The sequence below is a fragment of the Tundrisphaera lichenicola genome, from assembly GCF_051175385.1.
Taxonomy (GTDB): Bacteria; Planctomycetota; Planctomycetia; order Isosphaerales; family Isosphaeraceae; genus Tundrisphaera; species Tundrisphaera lichenicola.
This window is the reverse complement of the sequence record NZ_CP195106.1, coordinates 1,709,085-1,732,209: the sequence shown is the minus strand read 5'-3', so window position 1 is coordinate 1,732,209 and position 23,125 is coordinate 1,709,085. Positions and strand designations below refer to the sequence as shown.

General features: G+C 63.5%; 20 protein-coding genes. 9 read left to right on the top strand and 11 right to left on the bottom strand.

All coding sequences use genetic code 11. The annotated features are described in order from the left end of the window. The first annotated feature begins 298 nt into the window (after window positions 1-298). From fusA to P12x_RS06745, 5 genes are all read left to right on the top strand, one after another. Window positions 299-2,380, top strand: coding sequence for an elongation factor G (gene fusA, locus P12x_RS06765; protein ID WP_435010124.1), 2,082 nt, complete (start codon window positions 299-301; stop codon window positions 2,378-2,380). Between the two features lie 205 nt (window positions 2,381-2,585). Then, complete coding sequence (gene upp / locus P12x_RS06760) at window positions 2,586-3,212, top strand: uracil phosphoribosyltransferase (protein ID WP_435010123.1); 627 nt, start codon at window positions 2,586-2,588, stop codon at window positions 3,210-3,212. A gap of 22 nt (window positions 3,213-3,234) precedes the next feature. Then, the gene (locus P12x_RS06755; RefSeq protein WP_435010122.1) at window positions 3,235-4,533 is read left to right on the top strand and encodes a thymidine phosphorylase; all 1,299 of its coding nucleotides are present in this window, start codon (window positions 3,235-3,237) and stop codon (window positions 4,531-4,533) included. Between the two features lie 15 nt (window positions 4,534-4,548). Continuing rightward, entirely contained in the window at window positions 4,549-5,754 is a 1,206-nt protein-coding gene (locus tag P12x_RS06750; protein ID WP_435010121.1) for a NupC/NupG family nucleoside CNT transporter, read from the top strand. After that, complete coding sequence (locus P12x_RS06745; RefSeq protein ID WP_435010120.1) at window positions 5,751-6,581, top strand: purine-nucleoside phosphorylase; 831 nt, start codon at window positions 5,751-5,753, stop codon at window positions 6,579-6,581. The genes P12x_RS06750 and P12x_RS06745 overlap by 4 nt, the downstream gene beginning before the upstream one ends. On the opposite strand, the gene P12x_RS06740 is transcribed toward P12x_RS06745, so the two are convergent. The 6 genes from P12x_RS06740 to P12x_RS06715 form a co-directional block, all read right to left on the bottom strand. Beyond that, the gene (locus P12x_RS06740) at window positions 6,568-6,783 is read right to left on the bottom strand and encodes a hypothetical protein (RefSeq protein ID WP_435010119.1); all 216 of its coding nucleotides are present in this window, start codon (window positions 6,781-6,783) and stop codon (window positions 6,568-6,570) included. The genes P12x_RS06745 and P12x_RS06740 overlap by 14 nt on opposite strands. Next, window positions 6,780-8,108 carry a (Fe-S)-binding protein gene (locus P12x_RS06735; RefSeq protein ID WP_435010118.1) on the bottom strand — a complete coding sequence of 443 codons (1,329 nt, stop codon included), beginning with the start codon at window positions 8,106-8,108 and terminating at the stop codon, window positions 6,780-6,782. Before P12x_RS06735 ends, P12x_RS06740 begins: the two co-directional genes overlap by 4 nt. A 36-nt stretch (window positions 8,109-8,144) precedes the next feature. Then, a complete protein-coding gene (locus tag P12x_RS06730; RefSeq protein ID WP_435010117.1) occupies window positions 8,145-9,398 on the bottom strand; it encodes an FAD-binding oxidoreductase in 1,254 nt (417 codons plus the stop codon). Between the two features lie 15 nt (window positions 9,399-9,413). Further along, window positions 9,414-10,175 carry a hypothetical protein gene (locus P12x_RS06725; RefSeq protein ID WP_435010116.1) on the bottom strand — a complete coding sequence of 254 codons (762 nt, stop codon included), beginning with the start codon at window positions 10,173-10,175 and terminating at the stop codon, window positions 9,414-9,416. A gap of 355 nt (window positions 10,176-10,530) precedes the next feature. Next, window positions 10,531-11,472, bottom strand: a complete 942-nt coding sequence (locus P12x_RS06720) for an ISAzo13 family transposase (protein ID WP_435011641.1) — start codon at window positions 11,470-11,472, stop codon at window positions 10,531-10,533. 14 nt (window positions 11,473-11,486) lie between these two features. After that, a complete protein-coding gene (locus tag P12x_RS06715; protein WP_435006007.1) occupies window positions 11,487-11,732 on the bottom strand; it encodes a hypothetical protein in 246 nt (81 codons plus the stop codon). 253 nt (window positions 11,733-11,985) lie between these two features. Here P12x_RS06715 and P12x_RS06710 point away from each other — a divergent pair, with 253 nt between their 5' ends. Beyond that, window positions 11,986-12,939: a WD40 repeat domain-containing protein gene (locus P12x_RS06710; protein WP_435010115.1), complete on the top strand. Its 954-nt coding sequence runs from the start codon at window positions 11,986-11,988 to the stop codon at window positions 12,937-12,939. A gap of 18 nt (window positions 12,940-12,957) precedes the next feature. Here P12x_RS06710 and P12x_RS06705 read toward each other — a convergent pair whose 3' ends face one another. Continuing rightward, complete coding sequence (locus P12x_RS06705; RefSeq protein WP_435010114.1) at window positions 12,958-14,412, bottom strand: FAD-binding oxidoreductase; 1,455 nt, start codon at window positions 14,410-14,412, stop codon at window positions 12,958-12,960. 79 nt (window positions 14,413-14,491) lie between these two features. Then, window positions 14,492-16,135: a glycosyltransferase family 39 protein gene (locus P12x_RS06700; protein WP_435010113.1), complete on the bottom strand. Its 1,644-nt coding sequence runs from the start codon at window positions 16,133-16,135 to the stop codon at window positions 14,492-14,494. Window positions 16,136-16,362: 227 nt separating this feature from the next. Between P12x_RS06700 and P12x_RS06695 the strand changes: the two genes are divergently transcribed. Then, the gene (locus tag P12x_RS06695) at window positions 16,363-18,585 is read left to right on the top strand and encodes a redoxin domain-containing protein (protein WP_435010112.1); all 2,223 of its coding nucleotides are present in this window, start codon (window positions 16,363-16,365) and stop codon (window positions 18,583-18,585) included. 188 nt (window positions 18,586-18,773) lie between these two features. Next, window positions 18,774-19,469, top strand: a complete 696-nt coding sequence (locus P12x_RS06690; protein WP_435010111.1) for a radical SAM protein — start codon at window positions 18,774-18,776, stop codon at window positions 19,467-19,469. 12 nt (window positions 19,470-19,481) lie between these two features. Here P12x_RS06690 and P12x_RS06685 read toward each other — a convergent pair whose 3' ends face one another. Then, the gene (locus P12x_RS06685; RefSeq protein ID WP_435010110.1) at window positions 19,482-20,771 is read right to left on the bottom strand and encodes a glucoamylase family protein; all 1,290 of its coding nucleotides are present in this window, start codon (window positions 20,769-20,771) and stop codon (window positions 19,482-19,484) included. Window positions 20,772-21,025: 254 nt separating this feature from the next. Here P12x_RS06685 and P12x_RS06680 point away from each other — a divergent pair, with 254 nt between their 5' ends. Continuing rightward, window positions 21,026-22,297 carry a sensor histidine kinase gene (locus tag P12x_RS06680; protein WP_435010109.1) on the top strand — a complete coding sequence of 424 codons (1,272 nt, stop codon included), beginning with the start codon at window positions 21,026-21,028 and terminating at the stop codon, window positions 22,295-22,297. Here the strand turns inward: P12x_RS06680 and P12x_RS06675 are convergent. Both P12x_RS06675 and P12x_RS06670 read right to left on the bottom strand, forming a co-directional pair. After that, entirely contained in the window at window positions 22,260-22,817 is a 558-nt protein-coding gene (locus P12x_RS06675) for an OsmC family protein (protein ID WP_435010108.1), read from the bottom strand. The two genes, P12x_RS06680 and P12x_RS06675, sit on opposite strands and share 38 nt — an antisense overlap. A 15-nt stretch (window positions 22,818-22,832) precedes the next feature. After that, window positions 22,833-23,087, bottom strand: coding sequence for a glutaredoxin family protein (locus tag P12x_RS06670; protein WP_435010107.1), 255 nt, complete (start codon window positions 23,085-23,087; stop codon window positions 22,833-22,835). Window positions 23,088-23,125 lie beyond the last annotated feature (38 nt).

Sequence of the window (23,125 nt, the reverse complement as noted above, 5' to 3'; positions counted from 1 at the left end):
TTATCGTATTTTTAGTGACCGGTCTGACCCGAGTCGGACTTGACCCACGAGACCGGACCGATATCATGATGGTCCGGAGACCTCGGAAGAGTTCGGGATGACTTCCCCCGACGACGTCGGGTCTCGGTCCGTACCCACCCAAACGGGATCGGGACTCGATCCCGTCTTCGAGCCTTCCGTCCACTATCCTTTTCGGCCCCTCCCGGTTGGATGGGTCGAGCCACCCCCAGCCTGGCGAAATTCGGCTGATCTTGGGACGAGGGGCCATTACCGCCCTTCGAATTAGACGCTACCGCTCATGGAAAACCTCGAGAACGTCCGCAACATCGGCATCTCGGCCCATATCGACTCGGGCAAGACCACGCTGACCGAGCGTGTCCTGTTCTATTCGGGCAAGAGCCACTCGATCAAGGAGGTCCGGGGCGAAGGCGCGAAGATGGACCACATGGAGCTGGAGAAGGAGCGCGGCATCACGATCACGTCGGCCGCGACGACCGTCCAGTGGCTCGACAAGAAGATCAACATCATCGATACCCCGGGGCACGTCGACTTCACCGTCGAGGTTGAGCGGTCGCTCCGCGTCCTCGACGGTGCGGTCCTGGTCCTTTGCGCGGTGGCCGGCGTGCAGTCGCAGTCGATCACGGTCGACCGACAGATGAAGCGATACCGCGTCCCGCGCCTGGCCTTCATCAACAAGATGGACCGGACCGGCGCGAACCCGCAGAACGTCATCTCCCAGTTGGAGAGCAAGCTGGGCCTGACCACGGTCCCGATCCAGCTCCCGATCGGGGGCGAGGCCGATTTCGGCGGCGTGATCGACCTGATCAATCGCGAGGCCGTCTACTTCGAAGGGGACAAGGGCCTGACCGTCCGTCGCGAGCCGATCCCGGCCGAATTCGTCGAGGCCTCCGATCGCGCCCGCCAGGGCATGCTCGAAGCCCTCTCGTTGGTCTCGGATCGGATCATGGAACTGCTCCTCGAAGAGCAGGAGGTCCCGCTCGACCTGATCCACTCCACTCTCCGCGAGGCCACGATCGCCCAGCAGATCTGCCCGGTCCTGGTCGGCTCGGCCTACAAGAATAAGGGCGTGCAGCTCCTCCTGGATGCCGTGAACGCGTACCTGCCCAGCCCGCTGGATCGCGAGATCCACGCCAAAGACAACGATGATGGGATGGCCGAGGTCCCCCTCGCCGCCGACCCCGAAAAGCCGATGGTCGCCATGGCGTTCAAGCTCGTCGAGGAGGCCTTCGGACAGGTCACCTACATGCGGATCTACCAGGGGACGCTCAAGAAGGGGCAGTTCTACTGGAATTCACGCCAGCGGAAGAAGGCCCGGATCAGCCGAATCCTCCGCGTTCACGCGGACGAGAAGGAAGATATCGACTTCGCCGGGGCCGGCGACATCGTCGCCGTCATGGGGATCGAGTGTGCCACCGGCGATACGTATTGCGACGAGGGGACGAATTACTCCCTGGAGAGCATCTACGCCGCAGAGCCCGTGATCGACCTGGCCGTCTCGCCGAACAAGCGGGGCGATCAGGATAAGCTTTCGAAGGCCCTGAACCGGTTCATGCGGGAAGACCCGACCTTCCGGGTCCACGTGGACAAGGAGACCAGCGAGACGATCATTTCCGGGATGGGTGAACTTCACCTGGAGATCTACGTCGAGCGGATCCGCCGCGAGTACAAGGTCGACTGCACCGTCGGGATGCCCAAGGTGAGCTATCGAGAGGCGCCCACCAAGGCCACCTCGTTCGATTACAAGCACCGGAAGCAGACCGGCGGATCGGGCCAGTATGCCCACATCAAGGGCATCCTGGAGCCGATGCCCGAGGATTCTCCCGAGCCGTTCATCTTCGAGAACGAGGTCACCGGAGGGCGCATCCCGTCCGAATACATCCCCTCGGTCGAGAAGGGTTTCCGCGACTCGCTGCACAAGGGACCGGTCGCCGGCTTCGAGGTGCTGGGTGTCAAGATGATCCTCCAGGACGGCTCGTACCACGACGTTGACTCGTCGGACATGGCTTTCCAGATTTGTGCCCGCGACTGCTTCCGCGAGACGTTCCGCAAGGCCGACCCGGTCCTCCTCGAACCGATCATGAAGGTCGAAGTCGAGGTCCCCACCGAGTTCCAGGGGCCGGTGACCGGGGCGATCTCTTCGAAGCGAGGCGTGATCCTGGGCACCGAAGGGCGCGGGCAATTCTCGGTGATCATGGCCGAAGTGCCTCTCTCCGAGATGTTCGGCTACTCGAATGACCTCCGGAGCATGACCCAGGGCAAGGGGAGCTTCAGCATGGAGTTCCTCAAGTACCAGAAACTGCCCGCCCGATTCCAGGAAGACATCGTCAAGAAGGTCCAGCTCGAAAAGGCCAAGGCCTGACGTCTTCGAACCGATCGAATCGATCCTCAACGCCCGGCCCTCCCGCAAGGAGGGCCGGGCGTTGTCTATTTGGTTCGCAAATTCTTGGTCAAATCGGAATCGCCTCCCCTCGTCGTCGTCCCGCTGGTGTACTATTTGGAGACCTTGAACGCCGTCTCTCCTCGTGATCGGCGACTCCTCCGAAAGCCCCTCCCGGAGTGACTTCGTGGCATCGGTGCATCCGTCGAATCACCCGCTGGTCCTGAGTAAGATTGCTGCGCTGCGCGATGTCGCCACGGCCCCCGCCGAGTTCCGGCGTCTGGTCCGAGTCTCGGCCATGCTGCTGGCCGCCGAAGCGACGACCGACCTGGCGATGCATTCGGTCGAGATCGAGACCCCCCTCGCAAGGACGAGTTGCCCGATCCTGGCGGAGTCGGTCGCCATCGTCCCCGTCCTCCGGGCCGGGCTAGGGATGGCCGATGGGATCCTCGACGTGATCCCCGAGGCCGAGGTCTGGCATATCGGCCTTCGTCGCGATGAGCATACGCTCCTGCCCGAGCAGTATTACACCCGGGTGCCGAATGTCGCCAAGGTCGGCCTGGTCCTGGTCGTCGACCCGATGCTGGCCACCGGCGGGTCCGCGGCCCGGGCTTGCGAGCTGGTCAAGGCATGTGGAGCAACCCGGATCAAATTCCTGGCCCTCCTGGCGGCTCCCGAGGGGATCGCCCATCTCACCCGGGCGATGCCCGACATTCCCATCCACGTCGGTGCGATCGACGATCGACTGAACGAGGTTGGCTTCATCTATCCCGGCCTCGGCGATGCCGGCGACCGCCAGTTCGCGACCAAGTAACACGACCCACCGAGGAATGATCATGCGTGCGGTGGACATCATCCGCAAGAAGCGGGAAGGGTCGGACCTGTCGGTCGAGGAAATCGATTGGATGGTCGAAGGAATCGGCCGGGACGTGGCCGATTACCAGTGGTCTGCGCTCCTGATGGCGATCCTCTGGCGCGGGATGACTGATCGGGAGACCGCCGCCCTGACCGACGCCATGATGCGTTCTGGCTCGATCGTCGACCTCTCGGAAACACCAGGCCTGAAGATCGACAAGCACAGCACCGGCGGCGTGGGGGACAAGACCTCGCTCATCCTCGCGCCGATCGCGGCAGCGGCCGGAGTCCCGGTGCCGATGGTCTCGGGCCGGGGCCTGGGTCACACCGGGGGGACGCTCGATAAGCTGGAATCGATCCCCGGCTTCCGGGTCGACCTCGACCTGGAACGTTACAAGGCGGTCCTGAACGAATGCGGGCTGGTCCTGATCGGCCAGACCGCCGAGATCGCCCCCGCCGACAAGATGCTCTACGCCCTGCGCGATGCCACGGCCACGGTCGAGTCGATTCCCTTGATCTCGGCCTCGATCATGTCCAAGAAGCTGGCCGAAGGGATCGATGGGTTGGTCCTCGACGTGAAGACGGGCAATGGCGCGTTCATGGAACGACTGGAAGACTCGCGAGCCCTGGCCCGTTCGATGGTCGCGATCGGCCAGGGGCTGGGCAAGAAGATGCGAGCCTTGATCACGCGAATGGAACAGCCGCTCGGGAAGGCCGTGGGGAATGCGGTCGAGGTGGCCGAGTGCGTGGAATGCCTCCGAGGGCACGGGCCGGGCGACCTCATGGACCTGTCGGTCGAACTGGCCGCCGAGATGGTCTTGATGGGCGATGTTGCCTCGACCCTTGAAGAAGCCCGGGAGCGTTGCTGGCGGACGATCTCCGACGGATCGGCCCTGGCCCATTTCCGGAAGGTCGTAGCCGCTCAGGGGGGGGACGCTCATGCGATCGACGACCTGTCGAAGCTCCCCCAGCCCAATGGCTCGATCGAGGTCGACTCCAAGGTCGCGGGCTACGTCCACTCGCTGGCCGCCCGACCGATCGGCCACGCGACGATGATGCTCGGGGCCGGTCGATCCCGGGTCGACTCGGCGATCGACCACGCGGTCGGCGTGATCCTCCACAAGAAGGTGGGAGACCGCGTCGAGGTCGGGGAGCCGCTTTGCACGGTCCTGGTCAATGACCAGCCGGGGATCGAGGACGCCTTGACCATGATCGGCGAAGCCTACCGGGTCGAGCCGGGGCCGGTCACGGTCGAACCCCTGATTGTCGAACGAATCTGACGGAAAGGCCCCCGGATGCCGACCGAACGGTTGCAGAGCCTTCTTGGCATCGTCGCAATTCTTGCGTTGGTCTACGCCTTGTCGAGCGACCGCCGGGCAATCTCGCGGAGGGTCGTAATCTGGGGACTTCTCCTCCAGTGGGCGTTCGCCTTGATCGTCCTGCGAGTGACCTGGGGGCGAATCGCCCTGGAACGGGCGGGCGGCTTCGTGAAAGGAGTGCTCGATTGTGCGATGGACGGATCGGCGTTCGTCTTCGGCGAGAAACTCGTCGCCCCCGGCGGGCCGGCTGGCTTCGTCTTCGCGTTTCGGGTCCTTCCGACCGTGATCTTCGTCGCCGCGCTGTTCGCGGTCCTCTATCACCTCGGGGTCATGCAATGGGTCGTCCGACTCCTGGCCCTGGTGATGGAACGGCTGATGGGGGCGAGCGGGGCCGAGTCGCTCAACGTGGCGGCGTCGCTGTTCCTCGGCCAGACCGAGGCCCCGCTGACCATTCGGCCTTACCTCCCTCGATTGACTCGATCGGAATTGCTGACGGTGATGACCTCGGGAATGGCTCACGTCTCGGGCGGGGTCATGGCAGCTTATTTCGCCTTCGGGGTCGAGCCCCGTCACATTCTGACGGCGGTCATCATGACCGCTCCCGGGACGATCCTGCTCTCCAAGATGTTGATCCCGGAGACGGGGAATCCCGAGACCCTCGGCAATGCGCGGCCGGATGCCTCGCGACCCGACGCCAACCTCCTGGACGCCGCCTCGCGAGGGACTCGCGAGGGGCTCCAACTGGCCCTGAACATCGCGGCCATGTTGATCTCGTTCCTGGCGCTGATAGCGTTGATGAATAAGGGCCTGAGTTATGTCGGAACCTCGTTGCAATCCCTGTTCGGGATGATCCTGTCGCCGGTCGCGTTCCTCCTGGGAATCCCCTGGCGTGACTGCCCGGTCGTGGGCGGCTTGCTGGGAACCCGGACCGTCCTCAATGAGCTGATCGCCTATGGGCAGTTGAAGGACCTCAAAGGCTCGATCGACCCCCGTTCGTTCACGATCGCGACCTATGCCCTCTGCGGCTTCGCGAACTTCAGCTCGATCGGGATCCAGCTCGGAGGGATCGGAGCCCTGGCTCCCGAGCGACGCGTCGATCTGGCCCAGCTCGGCTTCAGGGCCTTGCTGGCGGGGACGCTGGCCAACTTCCTCTCGGCCTGCATCGCGGGGATCCTCCTATGACCAGGCTTCACGACCGGATCGCGGCCTCCGCCGATTTCCTCAGGACTCGGATCCAGGATCCGCCGACGATTGCCATCGTCCTCGGCTCCGGCCTGGGCGAGCTGGCCGACCGACTCTCGGATCCAACGGTTGTCCCTTATGCTGAGATCCCGAACTTCCCCCGGCCGACCGTTGCCGGGCACCTGGGAAACTTCCTGGTCGGCCACCTGGGACCGACCCGAGTGGCCGCACTTCAAGGTCGATTTCACTTTTATGAAGGGCATGACCTAGAGACCGTGACTTTCCCCGTGCGCGTCTTGCAGGCCCTCGGCGTGAAGACCTTGATCCTCACCGCCGCCACCGGCGGCATCCATTCCGACTTCCAGCCGGGCGACCTCGTCTGCCTCTCCGACCACCTGAACCTGATCGGGTCGAACCCGCTGAGAGGGACGAACGACGAACGGCTCGGGACCCGATTTCCCGACATGACCCGCGTTTATTCGCCCGAGCTTCGCGGGATCGCCCGGATCGAGGCCGACCGACTCGGCTCGACACTTCGCGAAGGGGTCTACGCCTGCCTGCCCGGCCCGAGCTACGAGACACCCGCCGAAATCCGGATGCTCCAGACCCTCGGGGCCGACGTGGTCGGGATGTCGACGGTCCCCGAGGCAATCGTCGCCCGTCATGCCGGGATGGACGTCCTGGCTTTTGCACTGGTCACCAATGCCGCCGCCGGGATCACCGGCGAGGCGATCACGCATGAAGAAGTGATCGAGACCGGTGAAGAGGCGGGCCAAAGGCTGGGCCTGCTGATCGAGGCGATACTCGCGCGGATCAACTCGGCCTGAAGCCGAACCCGAACGACCCCTCGGCCTCTCGCTCCAGGAGGATCAGGATCTCGATTCCGCTCCCGCCGAAGGGAGTTTCCCGCGTCGGCCGCCATCCATCGGCGAGGAGCTCGTTCAGGCTGATCGAGTCGGTCGTCTGATCCCGAACGACGCGGGACTTGCCGTTCCGGTCGAGGATCACATAGAGCGTCTCGATCCTCATCGCGAGGTCCCTCGATAGGCCTGGTCCAGCAGGTCGACCGGGTGGGCGACCCGGATGGCCCGGCCCGACTGCTTGACCTGGCGGGCGATCTGGAGGATACACCCGACGTTACCGGTCGCGACCAGGGTGGCCCCGGTCGCGGCGATCCGATCCATCTTGCGCTTGCCGAGCCGCTCGGACATCTCGGGCTGGGTGAGGTTGTAGGTCCCCGCCGCCCCACAGCAAAGTTCGCTCTCGTCCAGCGGGACCAGCTCGATTCCGGGAATCATACCCAGGAGTTGTCGAGGCTCGGAACGTATCTGCTGTCCGTGGCAAAGGTGACAAGCGTCGTGATAGGTGACCTTGAGCGGGAGGGAATGCTTCGGGGCGATTGGGCCGAGACCGACCAGGAACTCGGAGATGTCGCGAACCTTGCTCACGAACTTCCGGGCGGCTTCCTGATCGTCAGGTGGCAGGAGATGGGCGTAATCCTTGAGCATCGCCCCGCAACCGGCGGCGTTGACGATGATGGCGTCGAAGTCGTCGGGATCGAAGACCGCGATATTCCGGCGGGCCATCTCGAGCGCAGGGGCCTCGGAGCCGGAGTGGTAATGGATGGCCCCGCAACATCCCTGCCCTGGAGGCACGACGACCTCGCAGCCGTTGGCCTGGAGGACCCGGGCGGTTGCGGCGTTGGTCTCGGGAAACATCGCATCGGCCACGCAACCGAGAAAGAGGGCGACCCTCGCCCGCTTCGGCCCGATCGGCGGGAGGACTTCCGGCAATCGGCTTCCCGGACCCGTCAAGGTCGGTAGCATGCCCTGCAACCGCCGGAGTGTTGGGGGAAGGAGCCGGGTCAGGCCCACCCGATCGGCCAGGTCGAGCGCCCCGAACTTCTGGAGGAACCGGGCTGGGGCCAGTGCCAACTTGACCCGACCGGCGAACGGGAACAGGTGATGGAGGATCAGGCGCTGCAGTAATCCGGTCCGGTCCGAGGACGGGGCCGAAGCATGAAGCGCGACCTTGAAGGGCTCGATGATCTTGCCGTACTGGACTCCCGACGGGCAGGCCGATTCGCAGGCCCGGCAGTCGAGGCAGAGATCGAGATGCTTGCGGACCTCGGCCGAGGCCCCGACCCGACCATCGGCGACCGCGCGCATCAGATAGATCCGGCCGCGAGGGCTGTCATTCTCGTCCGACGTCTCGACGTAGGTCGGACAACTCGCGGTGCAGAGCCCGCAATGGACGCAATCCTGATAGAGGCCATAAGGGATCTTCGAGGCCAGCCAGTCCAGGTCCACGCCAGACTTGCCCGGTGTCGATGAGGGTTCGTTCGCGATCGCCATGAGGGGAGAGACCTCGGTGGGCAAGGTTCGAGCTGGTTAAATCTTACCCACAAACCGACCTGGATTCAGCACACCTGCAGGATCGAGCGCGGACTTGACTCGTTCGGCCATCGCCCAGTCGGACCTGGGATCGCCCCAGACCCGAAGCGGATCCTTCCAGTCCGTCGGGCATCGCGGGAGCGTCAGGCTCGCTCCGAGTCGCCGAGCCTCGGCCCGGAGGCGTTCGATCTCGTGTCCGATCGAGTCGATCGAGGTTTCTTCGAAAGCATGACCGCGCACGATCCCATTGCCGGCGTGAGCCTGGATCTCCCAGCGACCTGGGTCGAGTTGTTGCAGGAACACCGGGACGAACGATGGTTTGAGGTTGGTCAGGAACGTCAGAGGCCCATCGGACGCCGCTTGCGACTCGACCAAGGCCGACCAGAGCGGCTCGGCATCGTCCCCCTGTCGGACCACGATGTCGGTCCGGCCCAACTCCAGCGACAGGCGGTCGACCTGCCAGGCCACGGAGGCGGCATTGTCCTCGAACCCGACCACGAGTACCCATTCTTCGATGGGCAGATCGCCCATGCGACCGACCCTCCGGGCGGCCGGGGCGTTCAACAGTTCAAGGGCCACCGGCCGGGTCCCCGAAGTGTTGAGCCGCTCGATCGCCTGGCTCGCCTCGGCCAGTCTCCGGAATCGGACCCAGGCCAGGCTCGAGGCCTCGGGCTTCGGGCGGACCTTGAGGGTCAGCTCGGCGATGATCCCGAGCGTCCCCATCGATCCGGTCAGGAGCTTGGGCAGGTCGTATCCGGCGACGTTCTTGACGACCCGGCCACCTCCCTTGACCAGCTCCCCTTCGACATCCACGTAACTCACGCCGATGATCTGGTCGCGAGGTCGCCCCTGGCCGAATCGGCGAGGCCCCGAGGTGTCGGTCGCGTAAATCCCGCCCAGGGTGGCCTGTGAGGCTTCGGGGGCTTCGACGCAGAGGCGTTGCCCTTGCTCGGACAGCACCGATCGGAGTCGGCCCAGAGTAATCCCGGCCTCCACCGTGATCGTCATGTCGGCGGCCGGATAATCGATCACCCGGTCGAGACCTCGAAGGTCGATCGCCACGCCGGGACTTCGCGGAGTTCCTCCGTAGTCGAGAGCGGTCAAGCCTCCCTGGGGATAAATAGCCAGACCTTCTCCGACTCGACGGGCGACGATCGGGCCGAGTTCGGATAGGGTCGATGGGCGATCGGTGGCCGAGGCGAACCGGCCATCTCCGAGGGTCCCGCCGGCCGATGTCTGGGGCCAATCCAAGGGGGCTAACTCCGATCAGGACGAGGAGGGATAATAGCGGATGTCCTCGCCGGAGAGGACGCGGTCGACCGCCTCCTGGACGACTCGGATCAGGTTGACGGTCTCGGCATCGAGCGAGCCCGGCCAGGCGTCGGAGTGGAGGATCTGCGCTTCGAAGGCCAGTCGGTGTAGGGCGTAAGCGACCCGTCGGTCGATCGATCGAGCGTCGCGATATTCGACCTCCAGGGCGTTGAGCGCCTGGAGCAACTCGCCCGAGGCGGCCTCGGTGACGGACTCGCCTCGTCGGATGGAGGCGAGGAAGCTCGAAGGGTCATCGGATCCGCTCGCCGAGTGGCGGAGGACGACGACCGCGGCCGGACTGGGTTGATCGCTCATGGGATTGGGATCGGTTTGCGGTCCGGGTTGCTCGTCGTCCTCGATCCGGTGGATCGCCGTGGCATGATTGCGCGGTGCGGCCGAGGCACTCCACTCGGCCAGATACTCGGGGTCATCGGTGACGTCGCGGAACCCCTGGAGTGCTCCCGTCCTGGCTTCGGCCTGGGCCAACTGCTCGCGGCCCCGGATTTCCTCGATCGCGTCGCGGAGAAGCCCAGCGCAATAGATCTGGACCGTCGAGACGCCCGCCTGATTCGCCTGCTGCTCGGCCCAGTCGAGGACGAACGCGGGCAGATAGAGCGTGAGCCGCTGCTCATCCAGATTCGCATCGGTCGGCCGCTTCTGGCCGAGCCGGAACGAGGAATTGGGCCGTCGCCAGAGATTCCGGGGTCGCTTGGCCAACGCATTCACCCCCTCGGGCCGATGGTCCGGCATCGGGAGGGCGGAAGTCCCGCCAGCCCGCCGAACAAGTTAACCGAGAAGCCCGTCGGGCACCAGATCGACGAGGGCAATCCCGAGACTCGCCGCGTGCTCGACCTGAGCGTGGCACGAAGCGAAGGAGGCTGCGAACGAGAGGCCTTGGACATCCGTCGTTGCCCAGCCGTATCGATCGCGATAGCATGAGCCGAAGGCCATCAGGTTTTAAGTACGACGAAAGGCCACGCATGCCAGGTGCAATGGATCGTTCGCTGGCCGTAATCGGCATCCTAGGCCGATGGAAGGGCCTTAGGATCGCCGATTCGATAACTTCCCGAAGTCATGATTCGCTCGGGACCGCCCTGTAGTTCCACTTCGGCAGGATCTCGTCGAACACGATCTTCATGTCCTCCTTGAACCCTGCCGCATACTTCCGCCCCGTCTGGTACACCTTCTCCAGGATGTCCACCGTCACCCGCAGCCCCGTGCTCGTGCTCGCCTTCTCCATCAACTCCTTCACCAAACCCACGCTCTCGAAGATCACGCCCTGGCAGGCTCGGGTCAGGTGCGGGAACAGCCGATGCTCGATCGGGTTGTATTTCGAGCAGTACGGCGGGTAGTGCGCCACACGGATCTCGATGCCGAGCCGATCGACCAGACCCTGGAGGTCCTCCTTGAACAGGTACTGGCTCGCACTGTTGCTGCCGCCGCCGTCGCACAGCAGCAAGATCGAGGTCGCACGGGGATAGCGGGCTCGGCCCTGGCCCTCCCACCACCGCTCGATGCTGTCGCAGGCGAACTCGCCCGTGTCGTGGCTGGTCCCCAGGTTCACATGGCCGTCGTTCTCCTTCACGTCGTACAGCCCGTGGGGGATGACCACACCCTCGGCGAAGCTGGGGAAGTCATGGTCGAACGTCCCAATGACCCCTTGGGTCAGGAGGTGCCCGGCCCGGTAGAAATTGCCGATCAACTCCTTCTTCTTGGTGTCGATGCTCACGATCGGGTTGTCGGTCCCGAGATACTCCCCCTTCAGCCGGGCGATGTTCTCGAACTGCTGGTTGCGGTCGGGATGCCCGCCCATCGCCCTGGCCTTCTGGGCCTTGCGGGTGACGTAGCCGTGCTTCTTGAGCAGTTGCTTGACCACCGGCACGCTGACTGGGGTGCCCGCCTCGGCCAGGTGGCCGGCGATCTGCTCATAGTTCAGGTCGGTCCAGCGGACCCCCTGCCGCATCGGGTCACCGGCCGTGCGATCCCGGAGCACCCGGAGGAAGTTCTCCTCCAGGAGCGGGATGGAGCCTATGCACGGCTTCGGGCCGCCCCTTTTTTACGAACCCGATCGCCGAGCCCGTCAGGGAGTCGATCCAGGTCCTGTTGGCCCTGGCGGATCGTCTTGGGATCGCAGCCCAGAAGCGTGGCGATATATTCGGTGCCCCCATGGCCGAGCTTGGCGGCCTCGATGGCCGCATATCGCCTGCGGTCCTTCTCCGAGAGCGAGTCGTGGAACATCCGCATCGAATGCTCGATCTCGGGGCTGTACGTCATGGCTGGGCGTCCGTTGCGAGGTCGTGATCGTCCTGGCTACGGTTATACGATGCCGAAGGCGTATCGGGAAGTTATCGAATCGGTGGTCCTTAGCTGGCGATGGAAAATCAACCTCCTTCTCACAACGACGCTGCTCGTGGGATACGGGTCGATTCGCCTACTCGAAAGGTGGACGGAGTGGCCTGCTCGCCTTGTCGTTCGTTCGGAGGGAGATCTCTACCCCTGCGAGTTCTCGCCCGACGGATCGGTACTGGTGACCCGAACCTATCCGACGGAGGAAATGATCCTCTGGGACGTAGCGAGCGGCCGGAAGCGGGAGACCTGGAAAGCAACCGACAAGCGGCGCCGATTCGCCGGGGCCTTCTCGCCCGACGGGCGGACCTACGCCTCGCCATGGTTCATCCAGGGAGCTGGGACGAACTTTTCGATCGACCTCATCGATGCGGGGACGGGTCGAGTCCGATCGACGATCGCTTCGCCCCAGGGCGGATTTCTCGGCCTGAGATTCCGCAACGGTGGGTCAACGCTCCGCTTATTGGCCGTCGGCCCGAACGCGCATACACTCCTGGACATCGATGTTGCAACCGGTGTCGTGGTCGAGAGTCGCGCGGTCGCCTCGACCGTAAGCACGAACTACCTGGGCTTCAACGCCCTATCGGCCGACGGGAGATGGCTGGCACTGACCGCGCCGATCTCGGCGGGCTCGACGGTTAGTCCCACGAGACTCTCGATCTGGGACCTCGACCGCGACGTCGAGGCTTTCCAGGTCGCAACCCCGCCCGGAGCTGCTACTCCGAGCCGGGTCGCATTCTCCCCCGACGGCAAGACCTTGGCGGTTGCCCGGGAGGACGGGTCGGTCGAGTTTTGGGATCTGGCCACGAAGATTCTCGTTCACTCGACGGCGGCCCATGAACGTGATTACGCCTCGGTCGATCTGAAGTTCTCCCCGGACGGTAAGACCCTGGCTTCGACAGGCAATGTCCGTCTGCTCCGGACCCTCTCGCTCAACTTCGTGAGGGCTGTCATCGACCACTATTTGTTGGGACCAGATCAGGCCGAGCGGATGGAGTTGATACTGGTCGATACCTCCTTTGGTCGACGGCTACGATCGTCTCACCGAGATGGGATTGCCGTCTTCTCCCCAGACGGCCGGAGTGTGGCGACGAGCCACGAGGATGGCTCCGTACGGATATACGATCTACCGTGATCGAGCCAACTTACCCCATCAAGCCGAAGCCCGATGACCGGGCGACTTCCGTTCGATGCAGCCGACTCCGCCGGGGATCATCTTGTCAGGGCTGCAAAGTCCCGAAGGATTGAACGCGTGGCGGAGCGAGATCATGGTGGCGAGGTCCCTGGGCGAGAAGAGCTTGGGCATGAACGACATCTTCTCGACGCCAATCCCGTGCTCACCGGTGACGCTCCCCCCTACGTTGATACATTCGTCGAGGATCTCATGGCTGGCTTCCAAGACCCTCCGGACCTGGTCGGGGTCGCGCTCGTCGAAAAGCAGTATGGGGTGAATGTTGCCATCCCCCGCGTGGAAGACGTTGGCAATCCGGAGGTTGTGCCGCTCTCCGACCGCCATGATGAATCGAAGGATGTGAGGGAGCTTGGTTCGGGGGACCACGCCATCCTGGGTGCAGAAGGTCGGGCTCAACCGGCCGATCGCCCCGAAGGCCGACTTCCGGCTCTTCCAGATCGCCACGTACTCGGGCTCTTTCCGGGTCCGCCAGGAGATCGCACGGGCCACCGAGCCCCCCCTGCCCCGGACGATCGCGGCGATCGCCTCGGCCTCCCGCTCCAGCCCGGCTTCGAGGCCATCGGTCTCGATGATCAGGACGGCCCCGGCCTCGGTCGGGAATCCGAACCCGAACGCCTGTTCCACGGCTCGGATCATCGGGTTGTCGAGCATCTCCAGGGCGGCCGGGACGATCCCCTCGGCGATGATCCCGCTGACGGCCTCGGTGGCAGCCTCGACGGTCTCGAAAACGCCCAGGAAGGTCCGACCCGCCTCGGGGTCTCGAGTCAGGCCCACGGTGACCTCGGTCACCACACCGAAGGTCCCTTCGTGGCCGACGATCAGTCCGGTCAGGTCATAGCCGGGGTGATCTTCCTCTGGGCCGCCGGCCCGAACGACGGTCCCATCGGGCAGGACGAGTTCGACCCCCCGGACGTGATTCACGGTCACGCCGTATTTGAGAGTGTGAGGCCCCCCCGAGTTGGTCGCGACATTACCGCCGATCGTGCAGGCCCCCTGACTCGAAGGGTCGGGGGCGTAGTGGAACCCGGTCCCAGCCAGGGCCTTGGTCAGCCAGACGTTGACCACTCCGGGCTGGACCACGGCGTAGCGATCGCGGGTGTTGATCTCCAGGATCTGTTTCATCCGCGTCAGCGAGATCATCACACCACCGCCGACGGCAAGCGTACCCCCGGCCAGGCTCGTGCCCGCCCCCCGTGGGACGAAAGGAACCTGGTGGCGTTTGCACGCCTTGACGATCTCGACGACCTCATCCGTGGAGGTCGGGAAGACGACCACATCGGGGGAATTCTTCTCGATCACGAAGCCGTCGCATTCGTAGACGAGCAATTCGTCGCGATGCTGGAGGATGTCCTCGTCGCCGACGACACTCGACAGGTCGGCCAGGAGCCGCGAGGGGAGCGGGTGGGTCGCGGGCATGAAAGGTATCTCGACGGATCGGGTCGGAGGGCCTCGCGGGCGATGATGAAACCAGACTAGCAGAGAGGACGGGGCTCGACTACTCCGAGGCGGTCGCCGGATACTCGTAGGCTCGGATCGACTCCCCAAGCAAGAGCGGCCAGTCGTGGACGACGGGCGGGCCCAGTTGGCGGGTCAAATTGGCCTTGAGTCGTTCGAGTCTTTCTTCGTCGAAGTTCGGACATCCACTCCGATGAACGATCAGCCAGGTCCGCCCCAAGGCGGGGCCAATGGCGGATTTCTCGTTCGGCATCCAGAGGATCTTGCCCGGGGCTCGGGCCAGGAGGTTGTACTTGACCTCGGCCATCTGCTGGAGCCAGTGCTCTAACAAGAGTGTCTTCGAGAGGGGTAATTCTTCCAGACCGTCGTAACCAATCCAACGGTCGCCCGGAGCGGACAGGCTGGCCAGTTCGACGACAGCCCGCCGATTTTCCTTGTCCTCATAATTCTTGTACGGGAGTGCGACATTCACCACGGTCGCGACCAGGATCATCGCCCCGAGCGTCGCGATCGCCAGCCGGTAAGCCCGTCGTCGGCCGGTCCCGGTCAGGCGACGGATCAGAGAGACCGCACCCAGGCCCGCGAGGAGACAGAAGGCCGGGGCCATGTAGAGCGAGATCCGAGCACTCGTGCCATAGGGATAGCGGTGGATGGCCGAGGCCAGGAAGGTCGGGACGAGGGGGCTCAGGAGAAGGGCGAGGACCAGTGGACGCTTGTGCCAGAGGGACAGTCCACCGAACGCGACCAGGAAGGCGGTCCCGACGCTGGCGAAGTGGTTTCCTCCGTTGGGATAAGCCAGCATGTTGCCCGTATGGACGTCGATCAGCCAGTAGGGCAACAGCCAGGGTCGCGAAAGCGGGGGGAACGCTCCCTCCCAGGTCTTCAGCTCAGCATAAAGCGGAGTGACCCGTGCTTGCGGCCGGGCGGCACCGAAGTAGGAGGCAAGCCAACTCGCGGAAGTCATGAGACCAAAGATCGCGAACAGGACCAGTACCTTCCGGCTCGGTCGAGACGCCACAGTTAGAGCCAGGACCATCCCGAGCCCGGCGGCAACCAGCACCAGGGGGTACGAAAACCAGACGCCGATCGCAATCAGAACGGTCAGTCCGAGCCATCGACCGGTGTTCTTAATATCCCGGATCGTCGACCAGGCCATTCCGGTTGCGATCAATGAGATCAGCAGGTCGGTCGAGTAGGGCTTGAGCTCGGTGGCGTGACGTACGGGATAGAACGAGGCCGCGAAGATCCCGACCGCGATCAGGGCCGACCTACGATCGACGAGCCGACGGGCCAGCCGTTCAAATAGAAGGAGTGAGGCGATTCCTGAGAGGAACGGGAGGAGCCGGAGGGCGTTTTCCGAGGGACCGAGCAGCCGAACCACCGCAAGCTCGAATCCGAGGAAGCCCACGGGAGCGATCTGCAGATAGTCGAGGGGCCGGAGTAGCCCGGCGAAGTCGCGGGTCAGCAGGCTCACCGCGATGAACGCCTCGTCCCCCCAGAGCGGCGGGCAGGCCGCGTAACGAGCCACTCTCCAGACGAGGCCGAGGGTCAGGAAAGCAAGAAGCGTGCGGACGATCGTCCGCGCACGGGATGAACTTCCCGATGCCGGGAGCCCCTCGGTCGATCGGAACCGGCTGGATGGTCGGTTCCGTCGATCGTCGGCATCCGTGCAACGTGGTCGCAACTCGTTTCGATCCATCACCTGTGGCCCCGGTCCTTCGAGGTCGATTGATCGGAGATCATAGCGATCGAGGCGAAGATGTCGAGGTGATTCGACATTACGCTTGACCGAGACCCGGAGCAACCGGATGGCGATTGGCAAACAATCGCGGTTAAATAGAGATCTTGCCCCCTCACCGCTCGCCCACTGACCTCGACTCATCGAGGCTCCAGCACCCAGGAGATCACGCCATGCCCCTTCGGATCGTCTGGACCTTCGGCCTATGTTGTATCGCGTTCGGGACGGCCTCGGCCCAGGAGCCATCGAAACCGACCGCATCCCCCAGCGCGGCCGATCCTTCGGTCCCGGCCCCCGGTCACTCGATCCACGGCGAAGCCTACAACGACGGTCCCCGAAGGCGAGCGGCGCTGATCCCGAACATGGGCAAAGTCGACTTCCCGGTCACCACCAGCAAGCCCGAGGCCCAGGAATTCATCACCCAGGGCGTGGCCCAACTCCATTCCTTCTACTATTTCGAGGCCGAGCGATCGTTCCGCCAGGCCGCGATGATCGACCCGGTATGCTCGATGGCCTCCTGGGGGCTGGCCATGGCCAATGTCAATAACGCCAAGCGGGCCACGGGTTTCGTGAAGGAAGCCCGGACCAAGGCGGATGCCTCCAAGCCGTCGCGCCGGGAAATCCTCTATATCGAGTCGCTCGAAGCTCTCTACAAGGAGAGTGGCAACGACAAGGCGAAGAAGAAGGCCCATCTCCTGGGCCTGGAAACTCTCGTCCAGGAGTTCCCCGAGGACCTCGAAGCCCGCGCCTGGCTGGCGATGGTCACCTGGCAGAACGCTTCGAGCGACGGGATCGGCAGTCGGCAGGCCGTGGACCTGCTCCTGCAATCGGTCCTGGATAAGAATCCCATGCATCCGGGAGCCCACCACTATCGGATCCACCTCTGGGATCACGTGAAACCGAACCAGGCCTTGCAGGCGGCATCGCTCTTCGCCCCGTCGGCCTCCGGCATCGCCCACGCCTGGCACATGCCGGGACACACCTACACCGAACTGAAGCGCTACGCCGACGCCGCCTATCAGCAGGAAGGGTCGGCCCGAGTCGATCACGCCTACATGATCCGCGACCGCGTGATGCCGTTCGAGATCCACAACTACGCGCACAACAATCAGTGGCTAGCCACCAGCTTGGGCAACGTCGGCCGGGTCCGCGACGCGATCATCGTGGCCCGCAACCTGGTCGAACAACCGCGCGATCCCCAGAAAAACGGACCCAACGATGGCGGCTCACCGCAGCGATCGGGCCGACAACGCTGGGCCGAGATGCTCGTCAATTATGAACTCTGGGACGACCTGATCGCCGCGACCGACTCCGGGGAACTCGACTGGGCCGATATCCCGAATGAGAAGATCGAGAAGCCGTATACCCTCGGCCTGGCCTATGCCGCCAGGGGAGACGCGGCAAAGCTCGAAGAGCAGGCGAAGATCCTGACCACGATGGTGGCGGAGGAAACCAAGAAGGCGAACGACAAGGCCCCGACCTCCGGGACACTGGTCGCCGCGCTGGCCGAACTTGAAGGTTACCAGAAATATGCCCGAGGAGAGGCCCTGCAAGCCCTCGAATCGTTCGCCAAGGCGACCCGGATGAACTCGTCGGCCCTGGTCCGCTTGCACTTGGCGAATCGGAACTTCGGGCTGGCCGAGGCCGCGGCGAAGGTGGCCTCCGAGAAGAACGCCAACCAGTTCGTCCCGATGGCCGCGTTGGTCGAGGCCTATCACGCAAGCGGCAAGGATGACCTCGCCCGAGAGGCCTACCGAAATCTCCAGCCCTACCTGGCCCGGGCCGATCAGGACACCCCGATCGCTCGACGCCTGGCCTCGATCGTGGACGGTTGGAAGGCCGACGGCCAGTGGTCGCCCACCCCCCTGGACGCCTCGACCGACGAGGCGACGGCAACCACCCGGATCGACCTCGAGACCCTCGGGCCGATCGCCTGGTCGCCCTGGCCGGCCGAGCCGATCGATCTGGTCGACACCGACGGGAAGCCCTGGACGCTCGCCGACCACAAGGGTCGAAACGTGATCGTCCTGTTTTACCTCGGCGACAAGTGCGCCCATTGCCTCCAGCAACTCCAGGAATTCGGCAAGCAGATGAAGGCGTTTGACGAACTGGGGACCGACCTGGTGGCAGTGGGGACCGACGACCTGGAGATGGCCCGGCTCCTGAAATCGAACGCCGACGGTATCAAGTTCCCCATGCCCCTGCTGGCCGATCCGAGCCTGGCCGTCTTCAAGAAATACCAGGCTTTCGACGATTTCGAGGGGCTACCCCTCCACGGGGCCTACTTGATCGACCGCGAAGGAAACGTCCGGTTCCAGCGGATCTCGGCCGATCCTTTCCTGGAGATCGACTTCCTGAAGGGAGAGGCATCGAGGATCAATAAGTTGCTCAAATAAAGACGAGCCGTTCACAAATGGTTCGCCGGAATGCGTCGAGAAACCGGGTGGACTGGTCGCTCCGACCGCGATCGAGGTATCATGGTCCGCGTCAATGCGTTGCGATCAGTACACCGGATCCGAACCACGTCATGCCCTTGACCGCTCCACGACCCAGCGACCCAGGCTCCGAAATTAACCTGGCACCCGTGTCAGACGACCTGCTCGCTCGACGACTCGGTCCCCTGGCGGGGAAACCGGCCGGCACGCTCCTGATTCACGAGATTTACCGGAGCCTCCAGGGGGAGAGTACTCATGCCGGCCTTCCCTGTACCTTCGTCCGCTTGACGGCCTGCCACCTGCGCTGCACCTACTGCGACACGCCGCACGCCTTCCACTCGGGAGAACCGCTGACGATCGAAGAGGTCGCTGCTCGCGCCCTGGGTACGGGCGATCCTCTGGTGGAAGTGACCGGCGGGGAACCGTTGCTCCAGCCCGAAGTCTTGCCCCTGTTGACTCGACTGGCCGATGCCGGGCGGACGGTCTTGCTAGAAACCAGCGGAGCGATCGACACTATTGATGTCGACCCTCGCGTCGCGATCATCCTGGACGTCAAGACGCCGGGCTCTGGCGAAGCCTCTGCCAATCTGGACGTTAATCTCGCCCGTCTCAAGCCGATCGACGAGGTCAAATACGTGATTTGCTCCCGTGGCGACTTCGACTGGACGGTCGCCCATGTCCGCGAGCACGGACTGGCTGGCCGCTTCCCCCTGCTCGTGGGCGCAGCTCATGGCCGGGTCAATCCGACCGATCTGGCCGCCTGGATCCTCGAGTCGGGCCTCCCACTCCGACTCCAAGTTCAACTTCACAAGCTCCTCTGGGACCCTGCGGCTCGGGGAGTCTGATGGCCTCTGTCCTCAGAGCCAACCTCCCTGGAATCCGGCCTTTCTCAAGCCGTTCACAAGATATGGGCAATTCTTGGTGATCGACCAGAGCAGGCCGGTCCGGTAATTCTCGATCATCAGGACCAGCGGTCCCTGGTCGATGCCGAAGTACCAGGGGGAGACCCACCCGCAATTCGAGCCCTCCACGGAGTAGGTCGGGTTGAAACTCGTCTTGAAGCCGTAGGAGTCGGTCATCCCCAGATCGAGACTGTTGAAGTGCTGGATCGTCGGCAGGACGATCTCCGGAGCAAACGGGATCGAGGCGACCACGACCCAGGGCGAGACCGTTCCGTCATCGGGCCCGAAGGGTGCTCCTCGGGCGATGTAATCATAAAAGGTCCGATCAACACCCTTGATGGATCGGGTCATCCAGCCTGGGCCGTCGGAGGCCGTGAAACCCCAGCAGACCTCACTGTAGTTCTCGAACTCGTGGGGGTTGCGGATGGCGTAGTCACGATGGACGTACGTGGCCCGACGGCTATTCTCGAAGTAGTCGATCTCATGCTCTCGCATGAAGCGATCCTGAATACCCCGAAGGTCGAGGAACAGGTGCGAGAGTTGATGAGTGAAGAGTGGTCCCGAGTAGAGATATTCGATGTCGTGGATCGACTTCCATTGAAAGGTCGAGCACCAGGCCTGATATCCCTCCGCGCCGAGTGGATGGGTCGGCGAGCCCAGGGCGAGGATGTAGAGCAGGAGCCCTTCGTCATAGCCCTGATAGCGATAGGGGATGAAACCGGTCTCGGGTCGCCAGCCGTGCGTGATGGAGGCTTCTCCGTTGGCGGCCCACTCCCAGTCGACCCTCCGATAGAGTCCGTCGGCGATCTGGCGGAGGTCGGACTCGACCGGATCGTCGCGGTCGAAGTAAGTGGCGGCGGTCAAAATCCCCGCGATCAGGAAGGCCGTATCGATGGTCGAAAGTTCGCAGTCCCAGACGCGACGGCCCGTTTTCATGTCGAGAAAGTGATAATAGAAGCCCTTGTAACCGGTGGCATCGGACTCGGGCCCTTGCGGGCTGTCGCGGAAGAACCGGAGCTTCTTGAGGACGATTGCGGCGGCCTCCTCGCGGCTCATGAGTTCCCGTTCCACGACCACCGGCGCCGTGGCCAGCGAGAGCCCCACGGCCGCAATGCTCGAAGGCGAGCCTGGCTTCGTCTTGTCGGCGACCAGGCCATTCTCGCGGTTCGATTCGCGCAGATAATAAATCAGGGAGACCCACTGGAGCGTATCGAGGTGGGCGTCGGTGATCGTGACGCAGTGCATAACAGATATCCTCGAACGGTCCCGTCCCCTCCCTCTTCTTCGTTGAAGTCGAGGCTAACGCGCCGGGCGGCGAATCGCCACCCGACCATCCTCGGGCGGATCTGGTCGCCTTCATCCCAAACGGAATAATCAATCCGGGTTTGCTCGCGGATGAGATCCGGTTACCTTGACCCTCGATGCTCGACCGAACGCTCGCCGAGTTCGCGCCGGATGGGAAGAGATTCTGTGAGATAATCACGCCCGAGGGAGGTCTGATGAACGACCGGGAGCGCAGGTCGAATCGACTCCTGATTATCGAGGATAATCCATCCGACCAGTCGGTCTATCGACGGACTCTCCAGGGGTTCGACCTCGAGTTCGTCAGATCCGGCGAGGAAGGCCTGCAAAGAATCCTGCAGGAGAGCTTCGATCTGGTCGTCCTGGACTTCCATCTGGCTCGAATGAACGGTGAAGCCGTCCTCGAGTCGATCCGGAGCGAGTTGGCCCTCAACCTTCCCGTCGTGGTGGTGAGTGGCGGAGGCAACGAGCAACTTGCCGTCGAGATGATCAGGAAAGGCGCCTCGGATTTCGTAACGAAGGACGAGTTGCACACCCCCAGGATTGTCCTGGCCGTTCTCGGGGCCTTGGAAAGACACCGACTCGAACGATCCCGCCGATCGACCGAGAACGAGCTTCGAGGACGCAAGGATGAGCTGGAGTCGGCCCTCCGAAAACTCCAGGAGGCCCAGGCCCAGTTGATCCAGAGTGAGAAGTTGGCCAGCCTGGGACAGTTGGTCGCTGGCGTCGCCCACGAGATTAATAACCCCCTCTCTTATGCCTCGAATAATCTCGCTGTCCTCGATCGTGACCTCCGACAAGTCGCCGATCTGATGACCTTGTACCGCTCGCATCTCGGAGAAGACATCCCGACTGTAATTCGAGAGTTCGAGCAGACGATCGACATCAAATACACCCTCTCCAATCTGGAACGACTCCTCAAGAGTACCAAGCAAGGTTTACATCGAGTCGGCGAGATCGTCGAGGGGCTCCGCGACTTTTCCAGGCTGGACGAGTCCGAGCAAGAATGGGCTGACCTCAATCAGGCCGTCCGCCTGACCGTCGAGATGATTCGTTACCCGCTACGCCAGAAAGAGATCCGACTAGTCATCGAGTCCCAGGCGATCCCCGAAGTCTGGTGCAACCCGGCGCAGATTCATCAGCTCTTGCTGAGCCTCTTGATGAACGCCATCCAGGCCGTCGAGCCCGGAGCGACAGTCACGATCCGGACCCGTCCGGATCCCGAGATTCATCAAGTCGAGATCGACGTGGCTGACGATGGCCCGGGAATCCCCGAGGCGATCCGAGGGAAAATCTTCGACCCCTTCTTCACCACGAAACCTCAGGGGGTTGGCACCGGTCTCGGCCTCTGGATGGCCTACCAGATCGTCAGAGATCACGGGGGCAAGATCGACTTGATCACGGAGGTCGGCCGAGGGACAACCTTCACCATCACCCTTCCCGTCCAGCAACGGGCCGCGACGAAATGAGATCATCAGGATCGTCGGTTCGGATCATGGAAGCTTTCATGTCCGGAGATCGGACGAGTGTCTGGTAGATCACGCAGTAACGTTCCGTAAGTTTTAAGAGAGTCGCTAGCTGTTCCTCGGTGGCGTCGGCGTGAAGGTCGAAGCGGAGCCGGATTTCCCGGAAGCCGACCGGGACATCTTTCCGAATTCCCAGGGTTCCGCGAACGTCGAGATCCCCTTCGGCGGTCACGGTCCCACCTCGAATGGGGATCTCCAATGCCGTAGCCACCGCATTCAGGGTAACTCCGGCACAACCAACGAGCGCCTCCAGGAGCATGTCACCCGAACAGGCGGAGAGTCCGTCCCCCCCCGTGGCCGGGTGAAGTCCCGCATCGATCCGACCTCGACTCGTTTCGAGCCGACAGGTGATCCCCTCGCCGAGCGTCCCGACCGACCTCAACGTGATCGAGGCCGAGGTGGCGTCCTCTCGATATCTTGCCTTGATCGGCGCCTGTTGTGATCGAAGCGTCTCGGCGTCCATCGCACTCCCATCGAGTCAAGAGGTAGAGGCGGCCTTGATGGCCTCGTCGAGCTGCTTCAATCCGGGATTGATCAGGAACTCATTCTCGACCTGGATCGTCGGCACCACCCGTTTCCCTTGATTGAGGCCGGCGATGTATTGACCCAACTCGGGAGATTCATCGACGTCCTTGAATTCATAGGGTATCCCTGCCTCTTCCAGGAATCGATTCGCACGGACGGTATCGGGGCAGGACATCGAACCATAGACCGAAATGTTGGGTTGTCGCATGGGAACTCACTCCGGAGGTGGACGGGGCGAGCGGTCCA